Consider the following 25519-nt stretch of genomic DNA (forward strand, 5'->3'; position numbering starts at 1 on the left):
GGGCACATCGGTGGCCATCGGCGACCACAGGTGAACGGGACTTACGGAAGGCGTACGGCGGACATGGCGCAGCAGGAGAACGAGGTTGTCGGTGTGGTCGGGGACCCGAACGACGGGTACGTCGTGGACACCGAGAACTGTGCGGAGCGCGAGCTCGCCCACCGCGAGCGCGGCACCGCCCGCCCGATCACCGTCGTCGGCAACCCGGTGCTGCACCGGGAGTGCAAGGACGTCACCGAGTTCGGCGACGACCTGGCGCGGCTGATCGACGACATGTTCGCCAGCCAGAAGGCCGCCGAGGGCGTGGGCCTGGCCGCGAACCAGATCGGCGTGGACGCCAAGGTCTTCGTCTACGACTGCCCCGACGACGACGGCGTGCGCCACACGGGCGTCGTGGTCAACCCGAAGCTGGTCGAGCTGCCGGCCGCCTCGCGCGTGCTGGACGACTCGAACGAGGGCTGCCTGTCGGTCCCGACCGCCTACGCCGCGCTGGCGCGCCCGGACTACGCCGAGGTCGAGGGCCGGGACGCGCAGGGCAACCCGATCAAGGTGCGCGGCACGGGCTACTTCGCGCGCTGCCTCCAGCACGAGACCGACCACCTGTACGGGTACCTGTACATCGACCGCCTCTCCAAGCGCGACCGCAAGGACGCCCTGCGGCAGATGGAAGAGGGCACCCCGCGCTACGAGACGGTTCCGAACGCCTGAGCCGCGGTCCGCGGGCCCGGACCGCGGAAGGCGCGCCGGAAGGCGTTCGGGGTGGTGCCCAGCGCGCGCAGGAAGTGGTGGCGCAGGGCGGCCGCGTTGCCGAAGCCGCAGCGTCCGGCGATCGCGTCGACGGTGTCGTCCGTGGACTCCAGGAGCTCCTGCGCCAGCAGCACGCGCTGCCTCAGCACCCACTGGTACGGGGTGGTGCCGGTCTCCTGGAGGAAGCGGCGGGCGAAGGTGCGCGGGGACATCGCCGCCCGCTCCGCCAGCTGCTCGACGGTGATCTCGTCCTCCAGGTGACGGGCCATCCAGCCCATCACCTCGCCCACCGTGTCGCACTCGGTGCGCGGCAGCGGCCGCTGGATGAACTGGGCCTGGCCGCCGTCGCGGTGCGGCGGGACGACCATCCGCCGCGCCACCGTGTTGGCCACCTCGGCGCCGTGCTCCTGGCGCACGAGGTGCAGGCACGCGTCGATCCCCGAGGCCGTGCCCGCGGCGGTGATCACCGAGCCCTCGTCCACGTACAGCACGTCGGGGTCCACCCGGGCCTTCGGGAAGCGCCGGCTCAGGGTCGGGGAGTGCATCCAGTGCGTGGTGCAGCGCCGGCCGTCCAGGAGACCGGCCGCGCCGAGCAGGAAGGCCCCGCTGCACACGCTCAGCACCCGCGCGCCGCGCTCGACGGCCCGGCGCAGGGCGGCCAGCAGCGGTTCGGGGTACTCGCGGGTCGTGGCCTCGCGGTCGGCCGGGACACAGATCAGGTCCGCGCTCTCCAGCCGCTCCAGCCCGTACGGGACGACGATCTCGAAGTGCCCGTCACCGGTGGGGGAGCGGCGGTCCTCCGCCGAGCAGACGGCGAAGTCGTACACGGGCAGCCCCATGTCGCTGCGGTCCACTCCGAAGACCTCGCAGAAGATCCCCAGCTCGAAGGGGGCGACACCGTTGACGAGGGCGACGGCCACATTGGTCAGCATGCCCTCAGTGTGGCAGTAATTCGCTCTTCCATGACAGTGCTGCCACTGTCGATCATGGCGGATCGGGCGGACAGTAGAGGTATGAGCACCTTCGTGAGCTACCTCGTCGTCCTGGCCATCGCCGCCGTCCTGCTCGGCCCCAGCCTGTACGGGGCCCTGCGCGACCGGCGGACCGACCGGCAGCTGCGGGCCGTGGCGACCCGGCTGGTGTGGCTCCCCCGCCAGCGGGCCGGCGGCCTCCCGCCCACCCCGCGCCGGCGCGGCATCCGGCTCGCGGCCCGGTACCGGGGACGACGCCTGGCCCACTAGCCCGCCGGGCCACCGGGCCCGCCGGCCCGGGAACGCGAAGAGCCGGGAAGCGGTCGTCCACCGCCTCCCGGCTCCGGTGCCCGTGCGCCTGCGCGCACGGGCGGGGTCGCTGCCGTGCCTAGAAGTCCTCGTCCAGGTCGACCGTGCCCTCGACCGCGACCTGGTAGGCCGACGGACGGCGCTCGAAGAAGTTCGTCAGCTCCTGGACGCCCTGGAGCTCCATGAACGAGAACGGGTTCTGCGAGCCGTACACCGGCGCGAAGCCGAGGCGGACCAGGCGCTGGTCCGCGACGCACTCCAGGTACTCGCGCATCGACTCGGTGTTCATGCCCGGCAGGCCGTCACCGCACAGGTCGCGGCCGAACTGCAGCTCCGCCTCCACCGCCTCCTTCAGCATGTCGGTGACCTGCTGCTGGAGGGCGTCGTCGAAGAGCTCCGGCTCCTCCTTGCGGACCGTGTCCACGACCTCGAACGCGAAGTTCATGTGCATGGTCTCGTCGCGGAACACCCAGTTGGTGCCGGTGGCGAGGCCGTGCAGCAGGCCGCGCGAGCGGAACCAGTACACGTACGCGAAGGCGCCGTAGAAGAACAGGCCCTCGATGCACGCCGCGAAGCAGATCAGGTTCAGCAGGAAGCGGCGGCGGTCGGCCTGAGTCTCCAGCCGGTCCAGCTTCTCGACCTCGTTGATCCACTTGAAGCAGAACTGCGCCTTCTCGCGGATCGACGGGATCTCCTCGACCGCGTCGAAGGCGGCCGCGCGGTCGTCCGGGTTGGGCAGGTAGGTGTCCAGCAGCGTCAGGTAGAACTGGACGTGCACGGCCTCCTCGAACAGCTGGCGCGACAGGTACAGGCGCGCCTCCGGGGAGTTGATGTGCTTGTAGAGCGTCAGCACCAGGTTGTTCGAGACGATCGAGTCACCCGTCGCGAAGAACGCGACCAGCCGGCCGATCATGTGCTGCTCGGCGGGCGTCAGCTTCGCGAGGTCCGCGACGTCCGAGTGGAGGTCGACCTCCTCGACGGTCCAGGTGTTCTTGATCGCGTCCCGGTAGCGCTCGTAGAAGTCCGGGTAGCGCATGGGGCGCAGGGTCAGCTCGAAGCCCGGGTCGAGGAGGTTCTTCTGGTCGGTGGAGCTCATTACTGGCAGGCCTCGCAGGACTCGGGGTTCTCAAGGGAGCAGGCCAGCGCCTCGGCGTCGGCGACCGCCTGGGGCAGCGCGACGGGGGTGGCCGCCTGCGCGGCGCGGGCGATCTTCGTCGCCGGGCGCGAACGCAGGTAGTACGTGGTCTTCAGGCCCTGCTTCCAGGCGTACGCGTACATCGAGGAGAGCTTGCCGATCGTCGGCGTCTCCAGGAACAGGTTCAGCGACTGCGACTGGTCGAGGAACGGCGTACGGGCGGCCGCCATGTCGATCAGACCGCGCTGCGGGATCTCCCACGCCGTGCGGTACAGCTCGCGCACCTCGGCCGGGATCCAGCCGAAGCCCTGGACGGAACCGCTGGCCTCGCGCAGCGCCTCGCGGCTCTGGGCGTCCCACACGCCGAGCTTCTTCAGCTCCTCCACCAGGTAGCCGTTGACCTGGAGGAACTCGCCCGACAGGGTCTCGCGCTTGAAGAGGTTGGAGACCTGCGGCTCGATGCACTCGTACACACCGGCGATGGAGGCGATCGTCGCCGTCGGGGCGATGGCCAGCAGCAGCGAGTTGCGCATGCCGGACTCGGCGACCCGGGCGCGCAGCGCGTCCCAGCGCTCCGGCCAGTTCAGCTCGGTGTTGTAGTGGTCCGGGTGCAGGACGCCGCGGGCGGTGCGGGTCTGCTCCCAGGCCGGCAGCGGGCCGCTGCGCTCGGCGAGGTCGCAGGAGGCCTCGTACGCGGCCAGCATGATGCGCTCGGAGAGCTTGGTGGACAGCGCCTTCGCCTCGGGGGAGTCGAAGGGCAGCTTCAGCTTGAAGAAGACGTCCTGGAGGCCCATCGCGCCCAGACCCACCGGACGCCAGCGGGCGTTGGAACGCCCGGCCTGCTCGGTCGGGTAGAAGTTGATGTCCACCACGCGGTCGAGGAAGGTCACGGCGGTGCGGACGGTCTCGTCCAGCCGCTCCCAGTCGATCTCGCCGGTCTCCGTCAGGACGAACGCGCCCAGGTTGACCGAGCCGAGGTTGCAGACGGCGGTCTCGCCGTCGTTGGTGACCTCGATGATCTCGGTGCACAGGTTCGAGGAGTGGACGACGGTGCCCGGCTCGGCGGTCTGGTTCGCCGTGCGGTTGGAGGCGTCCTTGAAGGTCATCCAGCCCTGGCCGGTCTGCGCGAGGGTGCGCATCATCCGGCCGTACAGGTCGCGGGCGGGCATGGTCTTGCGGGCCAGGCCGTCCGCCTCGGCCTTGCGGTAGGCGGCGTCGAAGTCGTCGCCCCACAGGTCGACCAGCTCGGGCACGTCGGCCGGGGAGAACAGCGACCAGTCGGCGTCGGCGTTCACGCGGCGCATGAACTCGTCCGGCACCCAGTGCGCCAGGTTCAGGTTGTGGGTGCGGCGCTGGTCCTCACCGGTGTTGTCGCGGAGCTCCAGGAACTCCTCGATGTCCGCGTGCCAGGTCTCCAGGTAGACGGCGGCGGCACCCTTGCGGCGGCCGCCCTGGTTCACGGCGGCGACGGAGGCGTCGAGGGTCTTCAGGAACGGCACGATGCCGTTGGAGTGGCCGTTCGTACCCCGGATCAGCGAACCGCGGGCGCGGATGCGGGAGTACGACAGACCGATGCCACCGGCGTGCTTGGAGAGGCGGGCGACCTGGTGGTAGCGGTCGTAGATCGAGTCGAGCTCGTCCAGCGGGGAGTCCAGCAGGTAGCAGGAGGACATCTGCGGGTGCCGGGTGCCGGAGTTGAAGAGCGTGGGGGAGGACGGCAGGTAGTCCAGGCGGCTCATCAGCCGGTAGAGCGAGGCCACTTCCTCGACGGCCTGGACGCTCTCGTCCGCGGCGAGTCCGCAGGCCACGCGCAGCATGAAGTGCTGCGGGGTCTCGACGACCTGGCGGGTGATCGGGTGGCGCAGCAGGTAGCGGCTGTGCAGGGTGCGCAGGCCGAAGAAGCCGAAGCGGTCGTCCGCGCCCTCGGCGAGCGTGTGCTCGACCAGCGCGTCCAGGCGGGCCGCGTGGGTCTTGACGAACGCGGCGGTGCGGTCGGCGATCAGGCCCTCGCGGTGACCGACGGCGACGGAGGCGGAGAAGGAGGTGGCTCCCTGGCCGGCGGCCTCGTCGCGGACGGCGAGCGTCAGCAGCCGGGCGGCGAGCCGGGAGTACGCCGGGTCCTCGGAGATCAGACCGGCCGCGGCCTCGGTGGCGAGCGAACGCAGCTCGGCCTCGTCGGCGGCGGCGCTGCGGCCGCGCAGTGCGGCGGCGGCGACCCGGCCGGGGTCGGTGTCGGGAAGGTCGGCGGTCAGCTCGGTGAGGGTCCGCAGCAGCGCGGCCCCAGGTCCCCCGGTCTCGATTCCGGTGTCGGACGGGTCGGACTCGGCGCGCGGTGCGGAAGGCGCGATGGTCACGGGGGGAGCTCTCCCTCGCTCGGCTCCGGGGCACCTGCGGTGCGGGGCGCGAGCGGGCGCGCGCGGACAGGGACCTCGGAGGGCACACCGCGCGGCGTCCACCGGCCCAACCGCGGGGCCCGGACGTATCGGCACCCGGTTCGGTCGAGCCGGGCGCACTGTCGGCAGGTCATCGGACTTGCGGTGACACCAATGGGTGTACTTCATACCGTTGCGGGACAGTTCCGGATTCACACCGGATTCCCCTGCGACGACAGCGAGGATGAGCATACATGTGGGGGGCCGTTGATGCGCGACCCCCCACATCTTGTGTCGGCCTGCTACCGGTCCAGTACGCGCAGCTCCAACGCGTAGGTCAGCAGCGGCACCGTGGGGACTGGTGACCAGTCCCGTTCCGGGGTCCGTACGAAGCCCAGCCGCTCGTAGATCCGGTGCGCGGCGGGGCTCTGCGCCCGGGTGGAGAGCAGCAGACGGTTCACCCCTTCGATGGCCAGGGCGCGCTCGGCGCAGGCCCGCACCAGCGCCTCGCCGGCCCCCTTCCCGCGCCCCGCCCGGTCGACGGCCAGCATCCGGAACTCGGCCTCGCCGGGTCCGGCGACGTCGGCCATGCGGCTGCCCGGCGGGGCGAAGGTCACCCCGCCCAGCAGGACCCCGTCGAGCGTGGCGACGATCACCTCGCCCTCCCCGGCCCGCCCGGCGACGTCGCGCAGCACGCGCTCGTAGAAGTCGTCCTCGTTGTCGTCCAGGAGCCCGTCGTCGAGATAGGCCCGCGCGGTGATGTCACCCAGTTCCGCGTAGTCACTGGGCACGGCTGTTCTGATCACGATGTCCATGGGGAACGATTCTGCGGGACGGTCGTCGGTGCCCGGCGCTATCGTCGGATCAGACCGTCGAGGAAGCCGAGCGAGGCATGACCGTGATGACCGACAGGCCCCAGATGCTGACCGCGGACTTCGAGACTCTCGCGCGTATAGGCGCCCGGGAGGTCGAAGGGCTGCGACTTGAGTTCATCACCGGCAAGATGGGGGTCAAAGCGGTGCCGGACGGGGATCACGACCGAATCGTTGTCTGGCTCGCCCGCATGTGCATGCAGTACCGGCCTGAACAGTGGCTGCATGTCGAGCGCGGATTGATGGTCGAGGAGTACCGCTCGGGTCGCGCGCGTCCAGACGCGTTGATGGCCCCGGACGACGCGTTCGTCGGCCAGGGTGAGTGGGCTGATCCGACTCCGGTGTTGATGGTTGTCGAGGTCACCTCGTACGACTCCGACACCGACGGGCGCGACCGCAAAGAGAAGCCCCACGCGTACGCGGAGACCGGCATTCCGGTCTACCTGCTGATCGACCGGGACAACGGCCTGGTTCTGGTTCACAGCGAGCCCGACGGGCAGCGGTACGAGACCGTGCAGACCGTTCCTTTCGGAAAGGACATCTGCCTGCCCGACCCCGTCGGTATCACCCTCCCCACCGAGCCGCTCAAAGACTGGGTGCGCTGAACCCGAGCAACGGCGAAGGGCCCCGCCACCGTCGGCGGGGCCCTTCGCGGAACCGGTTCAGCAGCAGCGGAAGCCCTCGCGGGGGTCCGCCTCGCGGGAGTCCGTGCGGGCCCGCTCGAAGGCGCGGCGGGTCAGGACCTCGGCCGCGGGGTCGTGCGCGCGGGCGTGCGCGACGTACCGGTCGTAGGCCGCCTCGCCCGAGAACTCCCGTACGAAGTACCGCGCCCTCGCCAGCGCCGCGCGGACCCCGCTCACGCCACGGGCTCCTTCGCGCGGCCGCCGCCCGAGTCCAGGCCGGCCGCGGCGAGCTCGGCCCGCTCCTCGGCCGTCGGGATCAGCCCGGCGGGGGCGACGATCTTCGACTCGGTCCAGGGGACCTCGGAGAGCCGGACGCTCGAAGGGTTGCTGATGGCCTTGAAGCAGGTCCGCGCCGCGTCCAGCAGCACGATGACGATGAGGAGCGCGAACAGCGCCGACAGGGCGCCGTCCACCGTGGCGTTGGTGACCACGGTGTGCATCTCGTCCATGTTCTTGGCGGGCGGCAGCACCTTTCCGGCGTCGATCCCGGTCTGGTACTTGTCGCGCTGCGCGAAGAAGCCGACCTTCACGTCGTCCGAGAAGATCTTCTGGTAGCTCGCGGTGAGCGTGACCGCCACGTCCCAGGCCAGCGGGACCCCCGTCACCCACGCCCACTTGAGCCGGCCGGACTTGACCAGCAGCGTCGTACAGACGGCCAGGGCCACCGCGGCGAGCAGCTGGTTCGCGATGCCGAACAGCGGGAACAGCTGGTTGATGCCGCCCAGCGGGTCCTTGACGCCGACCCACAGGAAGTAGCCCCAGCCGCCGACGACGACGGCGCTCGCCAGCCACACGCCGGGCTTCCAGCTGATGTCCTTGAAGGACTTGTGCACGTTGCCGAGGGTGTCCTGGAGCATGAACCGGCCCACGCGGGTGCCCGCGTCGACCGTCGTCAGGATGAACAGGGCCTCGAACATGATGGCGAAGTGGTACCAGAAGGCCTTCATGCCGGCCCCGCCGATGACGGAGGAGAAGATCTGCGACATCCCGAGTGCGAAGGTCGGCGCGCCGCCGGTACGGGAGAGGAGGCTGGTCTCCTCGACGTCCTTGGCGGCCTGCGCGAGCGCCTCGGGCGAGATGGCGAACCCGAAGTGGGTGACGGCCTGGGAGGCGGTCTCCACGCTGGTGCCGATGACGCCGGCGGGGGAGTTCACCGCGAAGAACAGGCCGGGCTCGATGATGCAGGCCGCGATGATCGCCATGACGGCGACGAAGGACTCGGTCAGCATCGCGCCGTAGCCGATGACCCGGACCTGGGTCTCCTTCTGGATCATCTTCGGGGTGGTGCCCGAGGAGACCAGGGAGTGGAACCCGGACAGGGCGCCGCAGGCGATGGTGATGAACACGAACGGGAACATCGAACCGGCGAAGACCGGACCGTCGCCGCGCGCCGCGAAGTCGGTGACCGCGGGCATCTTCAGCGTCGGCATCGCCAGCACCACGCCGACCGCCATCAGCGCGATGGTGCCGACCTTCATGAAGGTGGAGAGGTAGTCGCGGGGCGCGAGCAGCATCCACACCGGCAGCACCGACGCGATGAACCCGTACACGATCATCCAGACGACCAGCGTCTCCTTCTCCAGGGTGAAGGTGGAGGCGAAGGAGGACTCCGCGACCCAGCCGCCCGCGACGATGGCGAGCAGCAGCAGCGCGACGCCGATGACGGAGACCTCGGTGACCCGGCCCGGTCGCAGGACGCGCAGGTAGACGCCCATGAAGAGGGCGATCGGGATGGTCATGCCGATGGAGAAGACGCCCCAGGGGGAGTGCGCCAGGGCGTTGACGATGACGAGCGCCAGCACCGCCAGCAGGATGACCATGATGGCGAACACGGCGATCAGGGCGGCGGCTCCGCCCACGGGGCCGATCTCGTCCCGGGCCATCTGCCCGAGCGAACGCCCGTCGCGCCGGGTGGAGAAGAAGAGGGTGACCATGTCCTGGACGGCGCCGGCGAAGATGACGCCCGCGACGATCCAGATGGTGCCCGGCAGGTAGCCCATCTGTGCGGCCAGTACGGGCCCCACCAGCGGGCCGGCGCCGGCGACGGCGGCGAAGTGGTGGCCGAAGAGCACCCGGCGGTCGGTGGGGTGGAAGTCGACACCGTTGTCAAGGCGTTCGGCGGGGGTGGCGCGGGTCTTGTCCACCTTCAGTACGCGGTCCGAGATGAACCGCGCGTAGAAGCGGTAGCCGATGGCGTACGAGCCCAGGGCGGCGGCGAGCAGCCACGCGGCCGAGATCTCCTCGCCGCGGGAGAGGGCCAGGACGCCCCAGCCGATGGCGCCGATGAGGGCGACGAGCACCCAGGCGGCGACCGACCTGGGCGAAAGGCCGCCCGTGGGAGGGGGCGAGTCCGGAATGGTGTCCGGACTCGCCGTGTTCCGTTCTGTACCTGTTGCTTCCGGTTCCGGCATGATCCCTCGTCCCCTCGTCGATCATCTGCGTAAGCGCAGGGAATCTACGGGGGCCTGCCCGGTGAACGTAAGCCCCCGTCCGCATAGCGGTACGAGAGTCAACTACGGATCAGACGGCGGGGCGCTGGAGTCGGGCGACGAACTTGTAACGATCGCCCCGGTACACCGATCTGACCCATTCGACGGGCTCGCCGTCGGCGTCCAGCGAGTGCCGGGAGAGCATCAGCATGGGCAGCCCGACGTCGGTGCCGAGCAGCCCGGCCTCGCGCGGGGTCGCCAGGGAGGTCTCGATGGTCTCCTCGGCCTCGGCGAGCCGTACGTCGTACACCTCGGCCAACGCCGTGTAGAGGGAGGTGTACTTGGCCAGCGAGCGGCGCAGCGCGGGGAAGCGCTTGGCCGAGAGGTGGGTGGTCTCGATGGCCATCGGCTCGCCGCTGGCCAGGCGCAGCCGCTCGATGCGCAGCACCCGCCCGCCGGTGGCGATCTTCAGCAGTCCGGCGAGGGTGTCGTCGGCCGTCACGTAGCCGATGTCCAGGAGCTGGGAGGTGGGTTCCAGTCCCTGGGCCCGCATGTCCTCGGTGTACGAGGAGAGTTGGAGGGGCTGGGAGACCTTGGGCTTGGCGACGAAGGTGCCCTTGCCCTGGATGCGCTCCAGGCGGCCCTCGACGACGAGCTCCTGCAGCGCCTGCCGGACCGTGGTCCGGGAGGTGTCGAACTCGGCCGCGAGCGTGCGCTCCGGCGGTACCGGCGTGCCGGGGGGCAGCGTCTCGGTCATGTCGAGCAAGTGCCGCTTGAGTCGGTAGTACTTGGGCACGCGCGCGGTGCGGGTTGCCGCCCCGCCCTCCGGCTCCGTGGTCGCCCCTTCGGTGGCCATCGCCGCCCGCCTTCCCGACTCCAGTTTCGCTGCCGTCACCGGCTCCTCCGATATGTGCGGTCACATCGTGACACGGGTGGGAGGACAGGCCTCCTCCCTCCCCCAGGTGTCGGTCCGGTAACGGACCGATCACCCGCTCATTAGACCCTTGACACCCCTATAGGTCTAGGCCAAGCTCCGGTTACTGGTCTACACCAATATGGATCAGATCCCGGCCCCACGTGCAGTACTTCGCGTATGTCGCCGCGGCGGGCAAGGGAAGTGCAGGCAGGCATCCCTGAGGAGGGTGGCGTGAAGCGCAAGCTCATCGCGGCGGTTGGAGTCGCGGGCATGGTGATCGGCCTCGCGGCGTGCGGTGATTCCGACAGCAAGGGGGGCGACGGCAAGGCCTCCGGTGCCAAGGAGCTGACCGTCTGGCTGACGGTCGACGCCCAGAACAACTGGCCGGAGCTGGTGAAGGCGGCCGACGACGCGATTGTCGCCAAGCACCCCGGTCTCACGGTCAAGCACGAGTACTACGGCTGGCCGGACAAGAACGCCAAGCTGGACGCCGTCCTCGCCACGGACAAGGCCCCCGACGTCGTCGAGATGGGCAACTCCGAGATGATCGGCTACATGTCGACCGGTGCCTTCTCCGAGGTCGACGCGTCGAAGTTCGAGAACTCGGCCGCCTGGCTGGACGCCCTCAAGGAGTCCGTGACCTACGACGGCAAGACCTACGGCGTCCCCTACTACGCCGGTGGCCGCGTGGGCACCTGGCGCAAGGACATCGCCGCCGAGGCCGGCGTCACCGCCGCGCCGAAGACCTGGGCCGAGTACACCGCCGCCCTGGACAAGATCCAGGCCGCCAAGGGCGACAAGTTCAGCGCCCTCTACCAGCCCTCGCCGGACTGGTACGCCGCGATGTCCTACGTCTACGACGCCGGCGGCGCCATCGCGAAGAAGGACGGCGACAAGTGGAAGGGCACCCTGTCCTCCGCCGAGTCGCTGAAGGGGCTCCAGCAGTACAAGGAGCTCATCGACAAGTACATGCACGCGGACAAGACCAAGGACGAGTCCGACCGCCCGATCGTCTTCGGCCAGGGCAACGCCGCCGCCATCTTCGCCGCCGCGTGGGAGGGCGCCACCGCGGCCGACCCGAAGAACGACAAGGTCGGCGGGCTGAAGGACAAGCTGGAGAACTTCGTCCAGCCGGGCCCGAACGGCAAGAACCTCCCCGTCTTCCTCGGCGGTTCGGACCTGGCGATCCCGGCCAAGTCCAAGGCCAAGGACATCGCGGCCGAGTGGATCGGCGCCTTCACCGGCGCCCAGGGCCAGAAGGGCCTCATCGCCAAGGGCAACCTGCCCAACAACAAGACGGACCTCGGCCCGCTGAAGGCCGACCCGAAGACCCAGGTCGGCGCCACCGCGGCCGAGTCCTCCTGGTTCGTCCCGACCGCCCCGGGCTGGGGCCAGATCGAGAAGGGCAAGGTCCTCCAGACCATGCTCCAGGAGATCGGCACCGGAAAGAAGTCCGTCGAGGACGCGGCCAAGGCCGCCGACGCGGAGATCGACAAGGTCATCAACACCAAGTGACCTGTAGCCGGCAGGGCCCCGCCAGGGCGGCGGGGCCCTGCCGCCCGTCAAGAGAGGGACCTGCGAGGAGCGCGCGATGAGTGCCGCACAGACAACCACCGCCGACCTGCCGCCGGCGAAGCAGAAGACGTCCACCGGACCCGGAGCCGGGACGGGCAGCACGGGCGCGGCCGGGAAGCGGGCCCGCAAGGGGGCCGTCGCGACCCCCTGGCTGCTGCTCGCCCCGTGCCTGCTGGTCATCGTCCTCGTCATGGGGTACCCGCTCTACAGACTGGTGTCCCTCTCCTTCCAGAGCTTCGGCAAGTCCGAGCTGTGGGGCTTCAAGGACGCGGAGTTCGTCGGCTTCGACAACTTCGCCAAGATCCTCGGCGACGGCGTGTTCTGGGCCGTCGTCCTGCGCACCGTCGTCTTCACGGCCGGCGCGGTCGTCCTGACCATGGTCATCGGCATGCTGATCGCCCTGCTGCTGCAGAAGGTCTCCGGCGTGGTCAAGGCGCTCATCAGCATCGCCCTCGTGGCGAGCTGGGGCATGCCGATCATCGTCGCCACCGCCGTCTTCAAATGGCTCTTCGACGCCGACTACGGCGTCCTCAACTACCTGATGAGCCGCCTCCCGGGCGTCGACATGATCGGCCACAACTGGTTCGCCAGCGGCCCCCAGGGCCTGATGGTGATCATGCTGCTGGTGGTCTGGGGCGCGGTGCCCTTCGTCGTCATCACCCTCAGCGCGGGCCTCACCCAGGTGCCCAAGGAGCTGGAGGAGGCCGCCCGGCTCGACGGGGCGGGCGCCATCGGGGTGTTCCGGCACGTCACCCTCCCGATCCTGAAGCCGATCATCGTCATGCTGACGACCCTCTCGGTCATCTGGGACATGGGCGTCTTCCCTCAGGTGTTCGTGATGCGGGGCGGCAACCCCGAGGCCGAGTTCGAGCTGCTGACCACCTACTCGTACCAGCAGGCCTTCGTGGTCAACGACTACTCGGGCGGCTCCGCGATCGCCCTCGTGACCGTCCTGCTGCTGCTCGGGGTGGTCGCCGTCTACATGCGCCAGATGCTCAAGATCGGAGAGGTGGAATGACCGTCACCACCCCGTCCACCCGCAAGGGCGGCACGTCCAGGCTCGGCTGGAACGTCATCGGCCTGCTGGTCTTCGCCGTCGTGGGCTTCCCGGTCTACTGGATGCTCAACACGGCGTTCAAGCCCGCCAAGGACGCGATCGACCCCAGCCCGCAGTTCTTCCCGCGCACCTTCACGCTGGACAACTTCCGGCGCGCGCTGGAGATATCCGACTTCTGGGGTCCCGTCGGCCGGAGCCTGATCGTCTCCCTCGTCGTGGTCGTCATCGGCATCGCCGTCGGCCTGCTGGCCGCCCTGGCCATCTCCCGCTTCGCCTTCCGCGGCCGCAAGATCGTCATCGTCGGCATCCTCGCCGTCCAGATGGTCCCGCTCGTCGCGATGATCATCCCGGTCTTCCTGCTGCTGAACGACCTCGGCCAGTACGACAAGCTCACCGGCCTGATCATCACGTACCTGACCTTCATCCTGCCCTTCACGGTGTGGACCCTGCGCGGCTTCATCGTGAACATCCCCAAGGAGCTGGAGGAGGCCGCCCAGGTCGACGGCTGCACCCCGACCGGCGCGTTCCTGCGCGTGGTCTTCCCGCTCCTCGCCCCCGGCATGGTGGCCACCTCCGTCTACGGGTTCATCCAGGCGTGGAACGAGTACCTCTACGCCCTGATGCTGATGAGCCAGCAGAACCAGACCGCCACCGTCTGGCTGGGCAACTTCACCACCAAGAACGGCACCGAGTTCGCGCCGATGATGGCCGGCTCCACGATGATGGCGATCCCGATCGTCGTCCTCTTCCTCATCGTCCAGCGCAAGATGGCCGCGGGCCTCACCGCCGGCGCCGTGAAGGGATGACGCCGTCATGACCGTCCTCGCGCACCGCTCGGACACCCTGACCCGCGACGCCCTCGCGGTCCTCCAGCCCGGCTTCGAGGGCACCACCGCCCCCGCCTGGCTGCTCCGCCAGGTCGGCGAAGGCCTCACCGCCGTCGGCCTGTTCGGCCGCAACATCGCCTCGCCGGAGCAGCTCGCCGCGCTCACCGCGCAGCTGCGGGCCGAGCGGGACGAGGTACTCGTCGCCATCGACGAGGAGGGCGGCGACGTCACGCGCCTGGAGGTGCGGGGCGGCTCGTCCTTCCCCGGCAACCTGGCCCTCGGCGCCGTCGACGACACCGGCCTGACCCGGGAGGTCGCCCGCGAGCTGGGCCGCCGCCTCGCCGAGTGCGGGGTCAACCTCAACTGGGCCCCCTCCGCGGACGTCAACTCCAACCCGGACAACCCGGTCATCGGCGTACGGTCCTTCGGCGCCGACACCCGGCTCGCCGCCCGGCACACGGCCGCGTACGTGGAGGGCCTCCAGGCCGCCGGCGTCGCCGCCTGCACCAAGCACTTCCCGGGCCACGGCGACACCAACGTCGACTCGCACCACGCGCTGCCCCGCATCGACGTGGACCTCGACACCCTGACGGCGCGCGAACTCGTCCCGTTCCGCGCGGCCATCGAGGCGGGCACCAAGGCCGTCATGAGCGCGCACATCCTGGTGCCCGCCCTCGACCCGACCCGGCCGGCCACCCTCAGCCCGCGGATCCTGACCGGTCTGCTGCGCGAGGAGCTCGGCTACGAGGGCCTGATCGTCACCGACGGCATGGAGATGAACGCCATCGCCGGGACGTACGGCATCGAGCGCGGCTCGGTGCTGGCCATCGCGGCCGGCGCCGACGCCATCTGCGTCGGCGGCGGGCTCGCCGACGAGGCCACCGTCCTGCGGCTGCGCGACGCCCTGGTCGCGGCCGTGCGCGAGGGGTCGCTGCCCGAGGAGCGGCTCGCCGAGGCCGCGGCGCGGGTACGCGTACTGGCCGAGTGGGCGCGGCGGGCCGGGCGGGGCGCGCGGCCGGAGGGGAGCGGCGCGCCCGGCATCGGCCTGGAGGCCGCCCGCCGCGCGGTGACCGTGTCGGGCACGGCGGCGCCGCTCGCGGGGGCCCCGTACGTGGCCACGCTGGCGCCGGTCGCGAACATCGCGGTCGGCGACGAGACCCCGTGGGGGGTCGCCGCCGAGCTGGCCGCGCTGGTGCCGGGGACCGGCTCCGGGGTCTATCCGGAGGGCGCCACCGCCGGGGACGTCCTGGCCGCCGCGGGGGACCGCAGGGTCGTCGCGGTGGTCCGCGACGCGCACCGGCACCCGTGGATGACGAAGGCGGTGGACGCGCTGGTCGAGGCCCGGGCGGACACGGTCGTCGTCGAGATGGGCCTGCCGCGGGCCGAGCCGAGGGGGGCGCTGTACATCGCGACGCACGGGGCGTCGCGGGTGTGCGGGCGCGCGGCGGCGGAGGTCATCGCCGGGGTCGCCGGGGCGTAGCCGGTACGGAGGAAGGGCCGGGCTCCCCGCGGGGAGCCCGGCCCTTCCTCCGTACCGGCGTGCGGTTAGATGCCCTGCCAGGAAGGCTTGTTGGCGTAGGTGTGGCGGAAGTAGCCGGCCAGCTTCAGCTTGGAGGCGGCCGCCTCGTCCACGACGACGGTCGCGTGCCGGTGCAGCTGGAGCGCGGAGGCCGGGACCAGCGCGGACAGCGGGCCCTCGACGGTCTGCGCGACGGCCTCGGCCTTGCCCTCGCCGGTGGCGAGGAGGACCAGGTGGCGGGCGTCGAGGATGGTGCCGATGCCCTGGGTGATGACGTGGTGCGGGACCTGGTCCATGTCCTCGTCGAAGAAACGGGCGTTGTCGACGCGGGTCTGCTCGGTCAGCGTCTTGATGCGGGTGCGGGAGGCGAGGGAGGAACAGGGCTCGTTGAAGCCGATGTGCCCGTCGGTCCCGATGCCGAGGAGCTGGAGGTCCACGCCGCCGGCGGCGGCGAGCGCCCGGTCGTACGCCTCGCAGGCCGCCTGGACGTCGGCGGCGGCGCCGTCGGGTCCCATGAACGAGGCCTCGGTCAGCCCGAGGGGCTCGACGACCTCGCGCAGGACGACGGAGCGGTAGGACTCGGGGTGCCCCGGCGGCAGGCCGACGTACTCGTCGAGCTGGCAGACGCGGGCCTTGGACGCGTCGACCGCGCCGGCCTTGACCTTGGCGGCGAGGGCCTCGTAGACGGGCAGCGGGGTAGAGCCGGTCGCCACGCCGAGCAGGGCGTCGGGCTTGCGGCGGACCAGGGCGGCCATGGCCTCCGCGATGAGCTCGCCGCCTGCCTTGGCGTCCGGGACGATGACAACTTCCACGCGGGGCCTGCCGATCTGGAGAGTGGCGGTATGGTATAGACCAATCTAGCAGAGCCGTCCCCCTTCCGGCCGAACGCGGCCCCCTTCCATGGTGATCCCATCGGCCCCCCGTCGCCCGTCTGTGGAGCCTCGCCGCCGCGCGACCCGCCGCGCGGCGGCGAGGGGTTCAGAGGAGGGACAACTGGAGGCCGCCCGTGGCGGAGAGGTGCTGGCCCGTGATCCAGCGGGAGTCCGGGGAGGCCAGGAAGGCCACGACGTCCGCGACCTCCTCCGGGCCGCCGATCCGGCCGAACACCGAGCGGGACGCCGCGTGCGCCCGGGCCCCCGGATCGGCCAGCCAGCCCGCGTTCAGATCGGTGTCCGTGATGCCGGGGCCCACGGAGTTCACCGTGATCCCCCGTGGCGCCAGCTCCGCCGCCAGTGAGACCGTCAGCGCGTTCACCGCCCCCTTCGCCGCGATCGTGGCCAGGATCGCCGGCAGGGCGATGTCCGGGGTGCCGGTCACGTTCACGATCCGGCCCCCGTCCCGCAGCCGCGCCAGCCCGTGCCGGATCACGAAGAACGGGGCCTTGGCGTTCAGCGCGTGGACCCGGTCGTACGTGGCCTCGTCCGTGTCCGCGATCCCCCCGAAGTGCGGCGCGCCCGCGTTGTTGACCAGGATGTCCACCCCCTCCGTGGCCAGTGGATCGGCCGCGTACGCCGCCCACAGCGCCTCCGCGTCCCCCGGCACCCCCAGCTCCGCCCGTATCGCGAACGCCTCGCCCCCCTCGGCCCGGATGCCCGCGACGACCGTCTCCGCGGCCGCCGTGTCGCGCCCGTAGTGGACGGCGACCCGCGCCCCGTCCCGCGCCAGCCGCTCCGCGATCGCCCGCCCGATTCCCCGGCTGCCGCCCGTGACCAGCGCCGTCCTGCCCTTGAGCACGCCCATGACGCGCCCCCCTCCGTAATGTCTAGTGGTCGCTACAGAAAGGGACCGTACCAGATTCCATAGCGACCGCTATAGAATCAGTGCATGGTGACCGGACAGCGCGGCAGGCCCCGCTCCTTCGACCGCGACGCCGCCCTCGACACGGCCATGCGCGCCTTCTGGGAGCGCGGCTACGAGGCGACCTCGATCTCCGATCTGACCAGGGAACTCGGGATCGGCGCCCCCAGCCTGTACGCCGCCTTCGGCGACAAGCGCAAGCTCTTCGACGAGGTCGTCGTCGTGTACGGCAGCCGGTACGCGGACTTCGCGGCCGTGGCGCTCGCCGAGGAGCCCACCGCCCGCGCGGCCGTGGGCCGGATCCTGCGCGAGGCCGCCGAGATCTACACCGACCCGGCCCACCCGCCGGGCTGCCTGGTGATCAGCGCCGGCACCAACACCACCTCGGCGGAAGTCGCCGAAGCCCTGCGCCGGCGGCGGGAGGACAACCTGGCGATGTTCGAGAGCCGGATCCGGGCCGATGTGGCGGCCGGCGCGCTGGCCGCCGGCACCGACGCGCGGGCGCTGGCGCGCTATGCGGGGGCCGTGCTCCAGGGGATGTCACAGCAGTCGCGCGACGGGGCGACCCGGGCGGAGCTGGAGGCGGTGGCGGAGCTCGCTCTGCTGGCCTGGCCCGCGTAGCGGAACCGGCGGAAGAGCGGAGGAGGGGGGGCCGCACGTTCCTCTGGGCCACGGTGCCAAGGCGGGACCCTCAGCCCGCCCGGCACCGTAGCCCGGAGTACTAACGGCCACAGGGTGTGCGGTTCCCGGCGGCCGGTTGGGAGGTGCCTGCGCGGTCAGGGCAGAGCGCGCGGCTTACCTCGATCCGTCCTCCTGTGCGGGGAGGGCGGAAGCTTAAAGCAATTGTGGACTAGACCAATCTGTTCTGTCCATCCAATGACAAGGCCTTCGTTGCCGTCACTTTCTCCAACAGTACGCGGGTTCCGGCCATCCTGGATACTCCTGAGTATGCGCCGTGGGGAAAGTCATGGCCCGTACCCGGGGTACGCTCGCCGGGTGCCCTCCATGAACGACCTCGTACGCCAGCACACCGCTCTCAGTGAAACCGACCTGGAGTGGCTCCACCTGCTGGTCTCGGAGTGGCAGCTGCTCTCCGACCTCTCCTTCGCCGACCTCGTGCTGTGGGTTCCGACCCTCGACGGCACCCGGTACGTCTCGGTCGCGCAGATGCGCCCGAACACCGGTCCGACCTCGTACCAGGACGACATGGTCGGGCACCTCGTGCCGCGCGGCCGCCGTCCGCTCCTCGACGCCGCGCTCGACGAGGGCCGGATCGTGCGCGAGGGCGACCCGGAGTGGCGCGAGGAGGTGCCGGTCCGCGTCGAGTCGATCCCCGTCCGCCGCGAGGGCCGGGTCCTGGGAGTGATCGCCCGGAACACCAATCTGCTCACTGTGCGTACACCGAGCCGGCTGGAGCTGACCTACCTCCAGTCCGCCTCCGACCTCGCCCAGATGATCGCGGCGGGCTCGTTCCCGTTCCCCGGCCAGCAGGTCGACATGGACGCGTCGCCGCGCGTCGGCGACGGCCTGATCCGTCTCGACGCCGACGGCGTGGTCACCTACGCGTCCCCGAACGCGCTCTCCGCCTACCACCGGCTCGGCCTCGCCTCCGATCTGGTCGGCCAGCACCTGGGCACCACCACCACCGAGCTCGCCCCCTCCCGAGGCCCCGTCGACGAGGCGCTCGTCAAGCTCGCCAGCGGCTGGGCACCCCGGGAGACCGAGGTCGAGGGCAACGGCGGGGTCATCCAGCTGCGGGCGATCCCGCTCAAGCCCAAGGGCACCAGGATCGGCTCCCTCGTGCTCTGCCGCGACGTCACGGAACTGCGCCGTCGCGAACGTGAATTGATCACCAAGGACGCGACCATCCGGGAGATCCACCACCGGGTGAAGAACAACCTCCAGACGGTGGCCGCACTGTTGCGGCTCCAGGCCCGGAGAATGGATTCTCCTCAAGGGCGCGAGGCGCTCAACGAGGCCGTGCGCCGCGTCGGTTCGATCGCGATCGTGCATGAGACGCTCTCTCAGAACCTGGACGAGCGCGTCGAGTTCGACGAGATCGCCGACCGGGTGATCGCGATGGTCGCGGAGATCTCCCCGGGCAAGGTGGTCTGCCGGCGCACCGGCCGCTTCGGGATCCTGGACGCGGAGATCGCCACCCCGCTGTCGATGGTGCTGACCGAGATCCTGCAGAACGCCCTGGAGCACGCCTTCACCCAGGGGGAGGGCGGCGCCGTCGAGGTGACCGCGTCCCGCTCCGGCGCCGGCCGCGCCGACGCCCGCCTGTTGATCACGGTGATCGACGACGGCTGCGGTCTGCCCGAGGGCTTCGACCCGCAGCGGGCCGGCAACCTCGGGCTGCAGATCGTACGGACCCTCGTCGAGGGAGAGCTCGGCGGAACGTTCGACATGCTCCGGATGGAGCCGCGCGGCACCAAGGTCGTCCTCGACATCCCGGCCAGCCCGCAGAAATGACCCGCGGGGCCGGTCACCCAGGGTGACCGGCCGGTGTCGTCGACGGACCCCGCACAGCACTGAGCCCCGGACCGAAGGTTCTCGGTCCGGGGCTCAAGAGCACGTTGCTGAGCGCTTGTCAGGTACTACGCGCTGCGGCTCGAGGCTCGAAAGTCGATGTCAGGCGGTGGCGTTGCGCGCCCGATTGCGAGCGGCGCGGCGCTTCATGGCGCGGCGCTCGTCCTCGCTGAGACCGCCCCAGACGCCGGAGTCCTGACCGGACTCGAGCGCCCACTGCAGGCACTGCTCCATGACGGGGCAACGGCGGCAGACGGCCTTGGCTTCCTCGATCTGCAGCAGCGCAGGACCGGTGTTGCCGATGGGGAAGAAGAGTTCCGGGTCTTCCTCGCGGCAAACGGCGTTGTGACGCCAGTCCATGGCTGCTCCATCTCCTTGTATTGCGGGCAGGTTGCTTGTGAATGTGAACGCTTTCACGAATCCCCTCGTGAGGGAAGGGCCGACGCCCAGTTTCCTGGTGCGGTCCGTGATTCGTGGTGGGGTTCTGGCGGTCTGTGTGGGTGCCGGGTTGTGCGGGCTGTCCCGATCGCCATGTAGAGATTCGCAAACCTCGGACGGGGATACAACCCCTTCCGGAAAGTTTTTTTTGATTCGTCGGTGTCTACTAGGTCACAGCCCTACTTCCTAGGGGTGGACCGACGTGTATACGTTCGAGTGAAAGGACTTTCGGCCCTTCCACTCACACAATCACACGCAGTGCACGGCGAACGCCTGTGAACCGAACGCTGGTGCGCAGACCGAGGTGGTCTCCGTCCATCTGGAACGGAAGCGGAACCTTCGAATGCAAGGTGAAGTCGGTCAGATCGTGCAGAGACACCGCATGCTTGCCGTGCGGACCACGCTCAGGAGTCGAGGTCAGGAGCTGTGTCGCGTAGCGGGCGACCGCCGGAGTTGACAAACGGTTGAGCGCCAATACGTCAAGTGCGGTATCGAACGACGCGTCGGGAGAGGCATACAGGGGACGATTGCCCAGGTATGTCCACGGCGAGGTGTTGCAGACTATGGACAGCACCAGATCCGGCACCGGATCCTCGCCGGGGCGCTCCAGCGTGACCGTGCCGTGCCGCCGGTTCGGCTCCTCCAGGAACTGGCGCACGAGCTGTCGTACATAGAGGGCGTGCGTCGAACGCTTGCCGCGTTCCCGCTGCTGCTCGACCCGCCCCACCACACCCGCGTCGAAGCCGAAGCCCGCGCAGAAGGTGAACCAGCGCTCCGGAACCGACTCGTCCGCCGTGCCCGGGGTGCCGGCCGCCAGGCCCAGACCCACCGTCCGCTCACGCCGCTCCCGCAGCGCGTCCAGCAGGGCGCCGGTCGCCTCGACCGCGTCGTTGGGCAGTCCGAGCGCGCGGGCGAACACATTGGTGGAGCCGCCGGGGACCACCGCCAGCCTCGGCAGCCGGTCCGGGTCGGGCCCGTCGTGCAGCAGCCCGTTCACCACCTCGTTGACGGTGCCGTCGCCGCCGAGCGCCACCACCAGGTCCATGCCCTCCAGGGCCGCCTTGCGGCCGAGGTCCCGGGCGTGGCCGCGGTACTCGGTGGTGATCGCCTCCAGCTTCATCTCGCTGGCCAGGGCGTGGGTCAGGACGTCACGCGTGCGCGCACTGGTGGTGGTCGCTGCTGGGTTGGCCACGAGAAGTGCACGCATGAGCGCCAGCCTACCCACCCGTCCACGGGCGACCCATACTGGCCGTCCCCTCCCGGGCCGGCGGGGCGCGGCTACCCTGCTGGGGTGAGTAAGAAGCCTGCCTCGAATGCCCCCGCGACCGAAGCGACCGAAGCGAAGGGTGCGACCGGTGCGAGCGCCGGTACCGCTGCCGCGCTGCTGCCCGGCCGGCTGACCGCCGCCGCCGTGCTCACCGCGCTGGAGGGCCTGGCACTGGCCGGCCTCGGCGTCTACATGCTGTTCGTGGGCATCGCCGGCGACCCCGACTCCCCGCAGCAGGCCGAGACCGGGGGCGTGACCCTGCTCGCGCTCGCCGCGCTGCCGCTGATCGCGGCCCGCGGGCTGCGCCTGGGCCGCCGCTGGAGCCGAGGCCCGGCGCTGATCACCCAGCTGATGGCGCTCCCGGTGGCGTGGACCCTGTGGACCACGGGCGGGGCGATGGCCGCCGCCGCCGTGGGGCTGGCGCTGGCGGCCGTGGCCGTCGTGGCCCTGCTGGTGAACCCGACGGCGACCGAGGCACTGGGAATCGGGCCCGGCGAGCGGACCCGATAGCCCCTACGGCTACTCCTCGACGAGGAGCTTCTCCCGGAGCTGGGCCAGGGTCCGGGCCAGCAGGCGGGAGACGTGCATCTGCGAGATGCCGACCTCCTGCGCGATCTGCGACTGGGTCATGTTCCCGAAGAACCGCAGCAGCAGGATCCGCTTCTCCCGCGGTGGCAGCCCCTCCAGCAGCGGCTTGAGGGACTCCCGGTACTCGACGCCCTCCAGCGCCTCGTCCTCCGAGCCCAGCGTGTCCGCGACCGCCGGGGACTCGTCGTCCGTGTCCGGGACGTCCAGGGACAGGGTGCTGTAGGCATTGGCCGATTCCAGCCCCTCCAGCACCTCCTCCTCGGAGATCCCGAGCCGCTCCGCCAGCTCGTGCACCGTCGGCGAGCGGCCGTGCTGCTGGGACAGTTCCGCCGTGGCCGTCGTCAGCGAGAGCCGCAGCTCCTGAAGGCGCCGGGGCACGCGCACCGCCCAGCCCTTGTCGCGGAAGTGCCGTTTGATCTCTCCCACCACCGTGGGGGTGGCGTACGTGGAGAACTCGACGCCGCGGTCCGGGTCGAACCGGTCCACCGACTTGATCAGGCCGATCGTCGCGACCTGCGTCAGATCGTCCAGCGGCTCGCCGCGGTTGCGGAACCGCCGCGCCAGGTGCTCGACCAGCGGCAGGTGCATCCGGACGAGCCGGTTGCGCAGTTCCGCGCGCTCCACCGAGCCCTCGGGCAGCTCCCGCAGCTCGAAGAACAGGGCCCGCGCGCCACTGCGGTCGCGCGGATCCGGCACCGCCACGGGCGGCGCCGGTGCCACCGGGGCCGTGGCAGCGGCCTCCGGTGACTCTGGCTGGTCGTGCTGGTTCTCGCTCATAGGGCCCGCCCGTCGCTCCGCCGAGTCCAAAAAGCCGTATTCCGCATCCGCGTCGGCCGGGTGCGGCCGGGCGTGCTGCTGCTCCGGGATGCCGCCGTCGACCTCGTGCCGTACCCGGGGCAGATCCCCGCCCCGCACCGGGATCTCCCCGCCGCTCACGCCGGGCCTGGTCCCGCGCCGCGCTGTTTGTAGAGGCTGATGCTCACTGTCCGGTTCTCCTCGACGGTGGCCTCGACCTTGCCGGCCAGGGCCGAAAGGACCGTCCACGCGAACGTGTCGCGTTCCGGTGCGCGGCCGTCGGTGGTCGGTGCCGAGACGGTCACCTCCAGCGAATCGTCCACCAGCCGGAAGACGCAGCTGAGGACGGAGCCCGGCACGGCCTGCTGGAGCAGGATCGCGCAGGCCTCGTCCACCGCGATGCGGAGGTCCTCGATCTCGTCGAGAGTGAAGTCCAAACGTGCCGCGAGTCCGGCCGTGGCCGTTCGCAGCACAGACAGGTAGGCACCCGCAGCCGGCAGCCGGACTTCCACGAAGTCCTGGGTCCCGGGCTCGCCTGCGATCTGGGACACCCTCACCTCCAAGGTGGTACGAGCTCTGTTCGCCGGTGACGCTACCGCGATCCGGTCGATCGTGTCGCGGCACCCCTCATGGCACCCGAAAGGAGCGCCCAGGACGGCCATGCCTCTGTCAGTGACTGATGGTAAGCCCATGGGCACGCACAGTGGCTAGGGGTCTGCGGGGCCCAAATCAGGGGAACCGGCGGAGGGTTGAACTACCCCGCCTCAGACGATCGAACCGTCGACAAAGCACCACCGCCACGTCTCGCCCGGTTCGAAGCTCCGGATCACCGGATGGCCCGTCTCCTGGTAGTGCGCCGTGGCGTGCCGGTGGGGGGAGGAGTCGCAGCACCCCACGTACCCGCACCACAGGCAGAGCCTCAGTTGCACCGGGTGGCTTCCGAGCGCCAGACAATCCGGACAGGTCTGCCCACGTGGGACAGGCTCGGGGCGCGGCAGTTCGGGAACATGGGTGCACTCGCTCATGATGGCCAGCGTACTGAGGTACGGGCGTGCCCAGTCGGATGAAATCGAGCGAGGGTGATCTTCGATGGAGGTATTGCCACTGGTGGCGCTGGTCGCCGGCAGTGCCGTCGTGGCGGCAGTGGCCCGCCGGACGCCGGTGCCGGCACCGCTGCTGCTGGTCGCCGCCGGGCTGATCGCCGGGTACGTCCCCGGCGTGCCGCCGTACGCCCTGGACCCGCACATCGTGCTCCCGCTGCTGCTCCCGCCGCTGCTGTACACGGCCGGCGTGGACAGTTCGTACCTGGATCTGCGGGCGAACATCCGGCCCGTCGCGCTGCTGTCGGTCGGGTACGTGATCTTCGCGACGGTGGCCGTCGGGTACGCGGCGTACCTGATCGTGCCGGGGCTGTCGCTGCCGGTGGCGCTGGTGCTGGGGGCGGTGATCGCGCCGCCGGACGCGGTGGCGGCGACCGCGATCGCCCGCAAGCTCGGGCTGCCGAACCGGATCACGACCATCCTCCAGGGTGAGTCGCTGGTCAACGACGCGACCGCGATCACCGCGTACAACGTGGCGCTGGCGGCGGTGATCGGGACGAGCGCCGGCTGGGCGGGCGGCATCGCGGAGTTCCTGCTGGCCTCGGTGGGCGGCGTCGGCGTCGGCCTGCTGCTGATGGTGCCGATCCACCACCTGCGCAAGCGGCTGCGCGAGCCGCTGCTGCAGAACACGCTGTCGCTGCTGATCCCGTTCGTGGCGTACGCGGCGGCCGAGCGGGTGCACGCCTCCGGGGTGCTGGCGGTGGTCGTGGTCGCGCTGTACCTGGGGCACCGGAACTGGCAGGTCGACTTCGCGACGCGGCTCCAGGAGGCGGCGGTCTGGAAGATGGTCGCCTTCATCCTGGAGTCGGTCGTCTTCGCGCTGATCGGACTCCAGCTGCCGGTGGTGATGAAGGGGCTGGGCGAGTACCAGGGGGTGGACGCGGCCTGGTACGCGGTCGCGGTGTTCCTCGTCGTGGTGGTGGCCCGGTACGTGTGGGTGTTCCCGGCGACGTTCCTGCCGCGGGTGCTGTCGGAGCGGGTCCGGCGGCGCGAACCGGAGGTGAACTGGAAGGCGCCGGTCGTGGTGGGCTGGGCGGGGATGCGGGGCGTGGTCTCGCTGGCGATCGCGTTCTCCGTGCCGATCAGCGTGCCGCACCGGAACCTGATCCTCTTCCTGACGTTCACGACGGTCATCGCGACGCTGGTGGTGCAGGGGCTGACGCTGCCGCCGCTGATCCGGGTGCTGAGGCTGCCGAAGCGGGACGTGCAGGCGGAGACCCTCGCGGAGGCGCAGGCGCAGAGCGAGGCCTCGCGGGCGGCGGAGGAACGCCTGGAGGAACTCCTCGCGGACCCCGGCAACGACCTGCCGCCACCGCTGGCGGACCGGCTGCGGACGGTACTGGAACGCCGGCGCAACGCGGTGTGGGAACGGCTCGGCGAGGTCAACGCGGTGACGGGGGAGTCGGCGGACGACGTGTACCGGAGGCTCGCGGGCGAGATGATCGAGGTCGAGCGGGAGGTGTTCGTGACCCTCCGGGACCGCCGCCAGATCGACGACGAGATGCTCCGCGCCCTCCTGCGCCGCCTGGACCTGGAGGAAGCGGCGGCCTACCGCGAGGAGTCCTCGTAGCCCCTCCGGGCCGGGAGGCC

Annotated in this window: 25 protein-coding genes and 1 riboswitch; of the genes, 11 read left to right on the forward strand and 14 right to left on the reverse strand. The window is 70.6% G+C overall.

Annotation, left to right across the window (positions count from 1 at the left end; translation table 11 throughout):
- Positions 1-63 precede the first annotated feature (63 nt).
- Positions 64-708 carry a peptide deformylase gene (def, locus tag EES41_RS24250; protein WP_073773139.1) on the forward strand — a complete coding sequence of 215 codons (645 nt, stop codon included), beginning with the start codon at positions 64-66 and terminating at the stop codon, positions 706-708.
- On the opposite strand, the gene EES41_RS24255 is transcribed toward def, so the two are convergent.
- Positions 684-1679: a helix-turn-helix domain-containing protein gene (locus EES41_RS24255; RefSeq protein WP_123080299.1), complete on the reverse strand. Its 996-nt coding sequence runs from the start codon at positions 1677-1679 to the stop codon at positions 684-686. The genes def and EES41_RS24255 overlap by 25 nt on opposite strands.
- 81 nt (positions 1680-1760) lie before the next feature.
- Between EES41_RS24255 and EES41_RS24260 the strand changes: the two genes are divergently transcribed.
- Entirely contained in the window at positions 1761-1988 is a 228-nt protein-coding gene (locus tag EES41_RS24260) for a hypothetical protein (protein WP_123080300.1), read from the forward strand.
- 118 nt (positions 1989-2106) lie between these two features.
- On the opposite strand, the gene EES41_RS24265 is transcribed toward EES41_RS24260, so the two are convergent.
- From EES41_RS24265 to EES41_RS24275, 3 genes are all read right to left on the reverse strand, one after another.
- Positions 2107-3123, reverse strand: coding sequence for a ribonucleotide-diphosphate reductase subunit beta (locus EES41_RS24265; RefSeq protein ID WP_123080301.1), 1017 nt, complete (start codon positions 3121-3123; stop codon positions 2107-2109).
- Positions 3123-5510, reverse strand: a complete 2388-nt coding sequence (locus EES41_RS24270) for a ribonucleoside-diphosphate reductase subunit alpha (RefSeq protein ID WP_254211786.1) — start codon at positions 5508-5510, stop codon at positions 3123-3125. Before EES41_RS24270 ends, EES41_RS24265 begins: the two co-directional genes overlap by 1 nt.
- 151 nt (positions 5511-5661) lie before the next feature.
- Positions 5662-5803: riboswitch (cobalamin riboswitch) on the reverse strand.
- Between the two features lie 33 nt (positions 5804-5836).
- Positions 5837-6349, reverse strand: a complete 513-nt coding sequence (locus tag EES41_RS24275; RefSeq protein WP_123080303.1) for a GNAT family N-acetyltransferase — start codon at positions 6347-6349, stop codon at positions 5837-5839.
- 77 nt (positions 6350-6426) lie between these two features.
- Between EES41_RS24275 and EES41_RS24280 the strand changes: the two genes are divergently transcribed.
- On the forward strand, positions 6427-7011 hold the full coding sequence (locus EES41_RS24280) for a Uma2 family endonuclease (RefSeq protein ID WP_123080304.1): 585 nt from the start codon (positions 6427-6429) through the stop codon (positions 7009-7011).
- Positions 7012-7068: 57 nt separating this feature from the next.
- On the opposite strand, the gene EES41_RS24285 is transcribed toward EES41_RS24280, so the two are convergent.
- From EES41_RS24285 to EES41_RS24295, 3 genes are all read right to left on the reverse strand, one after another.
- The gene (locus EES41_RS24285) at positions 7069-7266 is read right to left on the reverse strand and encodes a YbdD/YjiX family protein (protein ID WP_008741516.1); all 198 of its coding nucleotides are present in this window, start codon (positions 7264-7266) and stop codon (positions 7069-7071) included.
- Positions 7263-9500, reverse strand: coding sequence for a carbon starvation CstA family protein (locus EES41_RS24290; RefSeq protein WP_254211560.1), 2238 nt, complete (start codon positions 9498-9500; stop codon positions 7263-7265). Before EES41_RS24290 ends, EES41_RS24285 begins: the two co-directional genes overlap by 4 nt.
- A 109-nt stretch (positions 9501-9609) precedes the next feature.
- Positions 9610-10374, reverse strand: a complete 765-nt coding sequence (locus EES41_RS24295) for a GntR family transcriptional regulator (protein WP_123080305.1) — start codon at positions 10372-10374, stop codon at positions 9610-9612.
- Between the two features lie 291 nt (positions 10375-10665).
- Between EES41_RS24295 and EES41_RS24300 the strand changes: the two genes are divergently transcribed.
- The 4 genes from EES41_RS24300 (at position 10666) to EES41_RS24315 (ending at position 15373) form a co-directional block, all read left to right on the forward strand.
- Entirely contained in the window at positions 10666-11949 is a 1284-nt protein-coding gene (locus EES41_RS24300; RefSeq protein WP_123080306.1) for an extracellular solute-binding protein, read from the forward strand.
- A 76-nt stretch (positions 11950-12025) separates the two neighbouring features.
- Positions 12026-13027: a carbohydrate ABC transporter permease gene (locus EES41_RS24305; protein WP_123080307.1), complete on the forward strand. Its 1002-nt coding sequence runs from the start codon at positions 12026-12028 to the stop codon at positions 13025-13027.
- Positions 13024-13872 carry a carbohydrate ABC transporter permease gene (locus tag EES41_RS24310; protein WP_123080308.1) on the forward strand — a complete coding sequence of 283 codons (849 nt, stop codon included), beginning with the start codon at positions 13024-13026 and terminating at the stop codon, positions 13870-13872. The genes EES41_RS24305 and EES41_RS24310 overlap by 4 nt, the downstream gene beginning before the upstream one ends.
- 7 nt (positions 13873-13879) lie before the next feature.
- A complete protein-coding gene (locus EES41_RS24315) occupies positions 13880-15373 on the forward strand; it encodes a glycoside hydrolase family 3 protein (protein WP_123080309.1) in 1494 nt (497 codons plus the stop codon).
- A 65-nt stretch (positions 15374-15438) separates the two neighbouring features.
- Here EES41_RS24315 and nagB read toward each other — a convergent pair whose 3' ends face one another.
- Entirely contained in the window at positions 15439-16224 is a 786-nt protein-coding gene (gene nagB, locus EES41_RS24320; protein WP_123080310.1) for a glucosamine-6-phosphate deaminase, read from the reverse strand.
- Between the two features lie 166 nt (positions 16225-16390).
- Positions 16391-17152 (reverse strand): SDR family oxidoreductase, encoded by a 762-nt coding sequence (locus tag EES41_RS24325; protein WP_123080311.1) that lies wholly within the window; start codon positions 17150-17152, stop codon positions 16391-16393.
- 84 nt (positions 17153-17236) lie between these two features.
- On the opposite strand from EES41_RS24325, the gene EES41_RS24330 reads away from it, so the two are divergent.
- Complete coding sequence (locus EES41_RS24330; RefSeq protein WP_123080312.1) at positions 17237-17830, forward strand: TetR/AcrR family transcriptional regulator; 594 nt, start codon at positions 17237-17239, stop codon at positions 17828-17830.
- A gap of 384 nt (positions 17831-18214) precedes the next feature.
- On the forward strand, positions 18215-19684 hold the full coding sequence (locus tag EES41_RS24335) for a sensor histidine kinase (RefSeq protein ID WP_123082670.1): 1470 nt from the start codon (positions 18215-18217) through the stop codon (positions 19682-19684).
- Positions 19685-19843: 159 nt separating this feature from the next.
- Here the strand turns inward: EES41_RS24335 and EES41_RS24340 are convergent, their stop codons facing one another.
- Positions 19844-20101 carry a WhiB family transcriptional regulator gene (locus EES41_RS24340; RefSeq protein WP_004937597.1) on the reverse strand — a complete coding sequence of 86 codons (258 nt, stop codon included), beginning with the start codon at positions 20099-20101 and terminating at the stop codon, positions 19844-19846.
- A gap of 319 nt (positions 20102-20420) precedes the next feature.
- On the reverse strand, positions 20421-21386 hold the full coding sequence (locus tag EES41_RS24345; RefSeq protein WP_123080313.1) for a diacylglycerol kinase family protein: 966 nt from the start codon (positions 21384-21386) through the stop codon (positions 20421-20423).
- 174 nt (positions 21387-21560) lie between these two features.
- On the opposite strand from EES41_RS24345, the gene EES41_RS24350 reads away from it, so the two are divergent.
- Positions 21561-21956, forward strand: a complete 396-nt coding sequence (locus tag EES41_RS24350; protein ID WP_250570004.1) for a hypothetical protein — start codon at positions 21561-21563, stop codon at positions 21954-21956.
- 9 nt (positions 21957-21965) lie between these two features.
- Here EES41_RS24350 and EES41_RS24355 read toward each other — a convergent pair whose 3' ends face one another.
- The 3 genes from EES41_RS24355 to EES41_RS24365 all read right to left on the reverse strand — a co-directional run bounded on the left by EES41_RS24355 (position 21966) and on the right by EES41_RS24365 (position 23854).
- The gene (locus EES41_RS24355) at positions 21966-22955 is read right to left on the reverse strand and encodes an RNA polymerase sigma factor SigF (RefSeq protein ID WP_254211787.1); all 990 of its coding nucleotides are present in this window, start codon (positions 22953-22955) and stop codon (positions 21966-21968) included.
- 11 nt (positions 22956-22966) lie between these two features.
- The gene (locus tag EES41_RS24360; protein ID WP_008741530.1) at positions 22967-23380 is read right to left on the reverse strand and encodes an anti-sigma regulatory factor; all 414 of its coding nucleotides are present in this window, start codon (positions 23378-23380) and stop codon (positions 22967-22969) included.
- A gap of 213 nt (positions 23381-23593) precedes the next feature.
- Positions 23594-23854: a UBP-type zinc finger domain-containing protein gene (locus EES41_RS24365; protein WP_073773126.1), complete on the reverse strand. Its 261-nt coding sequence runs from the start codon at positions 23852-23854 to the stop codon at positions 23594-23596.
- A 64-nt stretch (positions 23855-23918) separates the two neighbouring features.
- Here EES41_RS24365 and EES41_RS24370 point away from each other — a divergent pair, with 64 nt between their 5' ends.
- A complete protein-coding gene (locus tag EES41_RS24370) occupies positions 23919-25499 on the forward strand; it encodes a Na+/H+ antiporter (protein ID WP_123080315.1) in 1581 nt (526 codons plus the stop codon).
- The last annotated feature ends 20 nt before the right edge of the window (positions 25500-25519 follow it).

Origin of the sequence: Streptomyces sp. ADI95-16, from assembly GCF_003721495.1 — a bacterium.
Classification (GTDB): domain Bacteria; phylum Actinomycetota; class Actinomycetes; order Streptomycetales; family Streptomycetaceae; genus Streptomyces; species Streptomyces goshikiensis.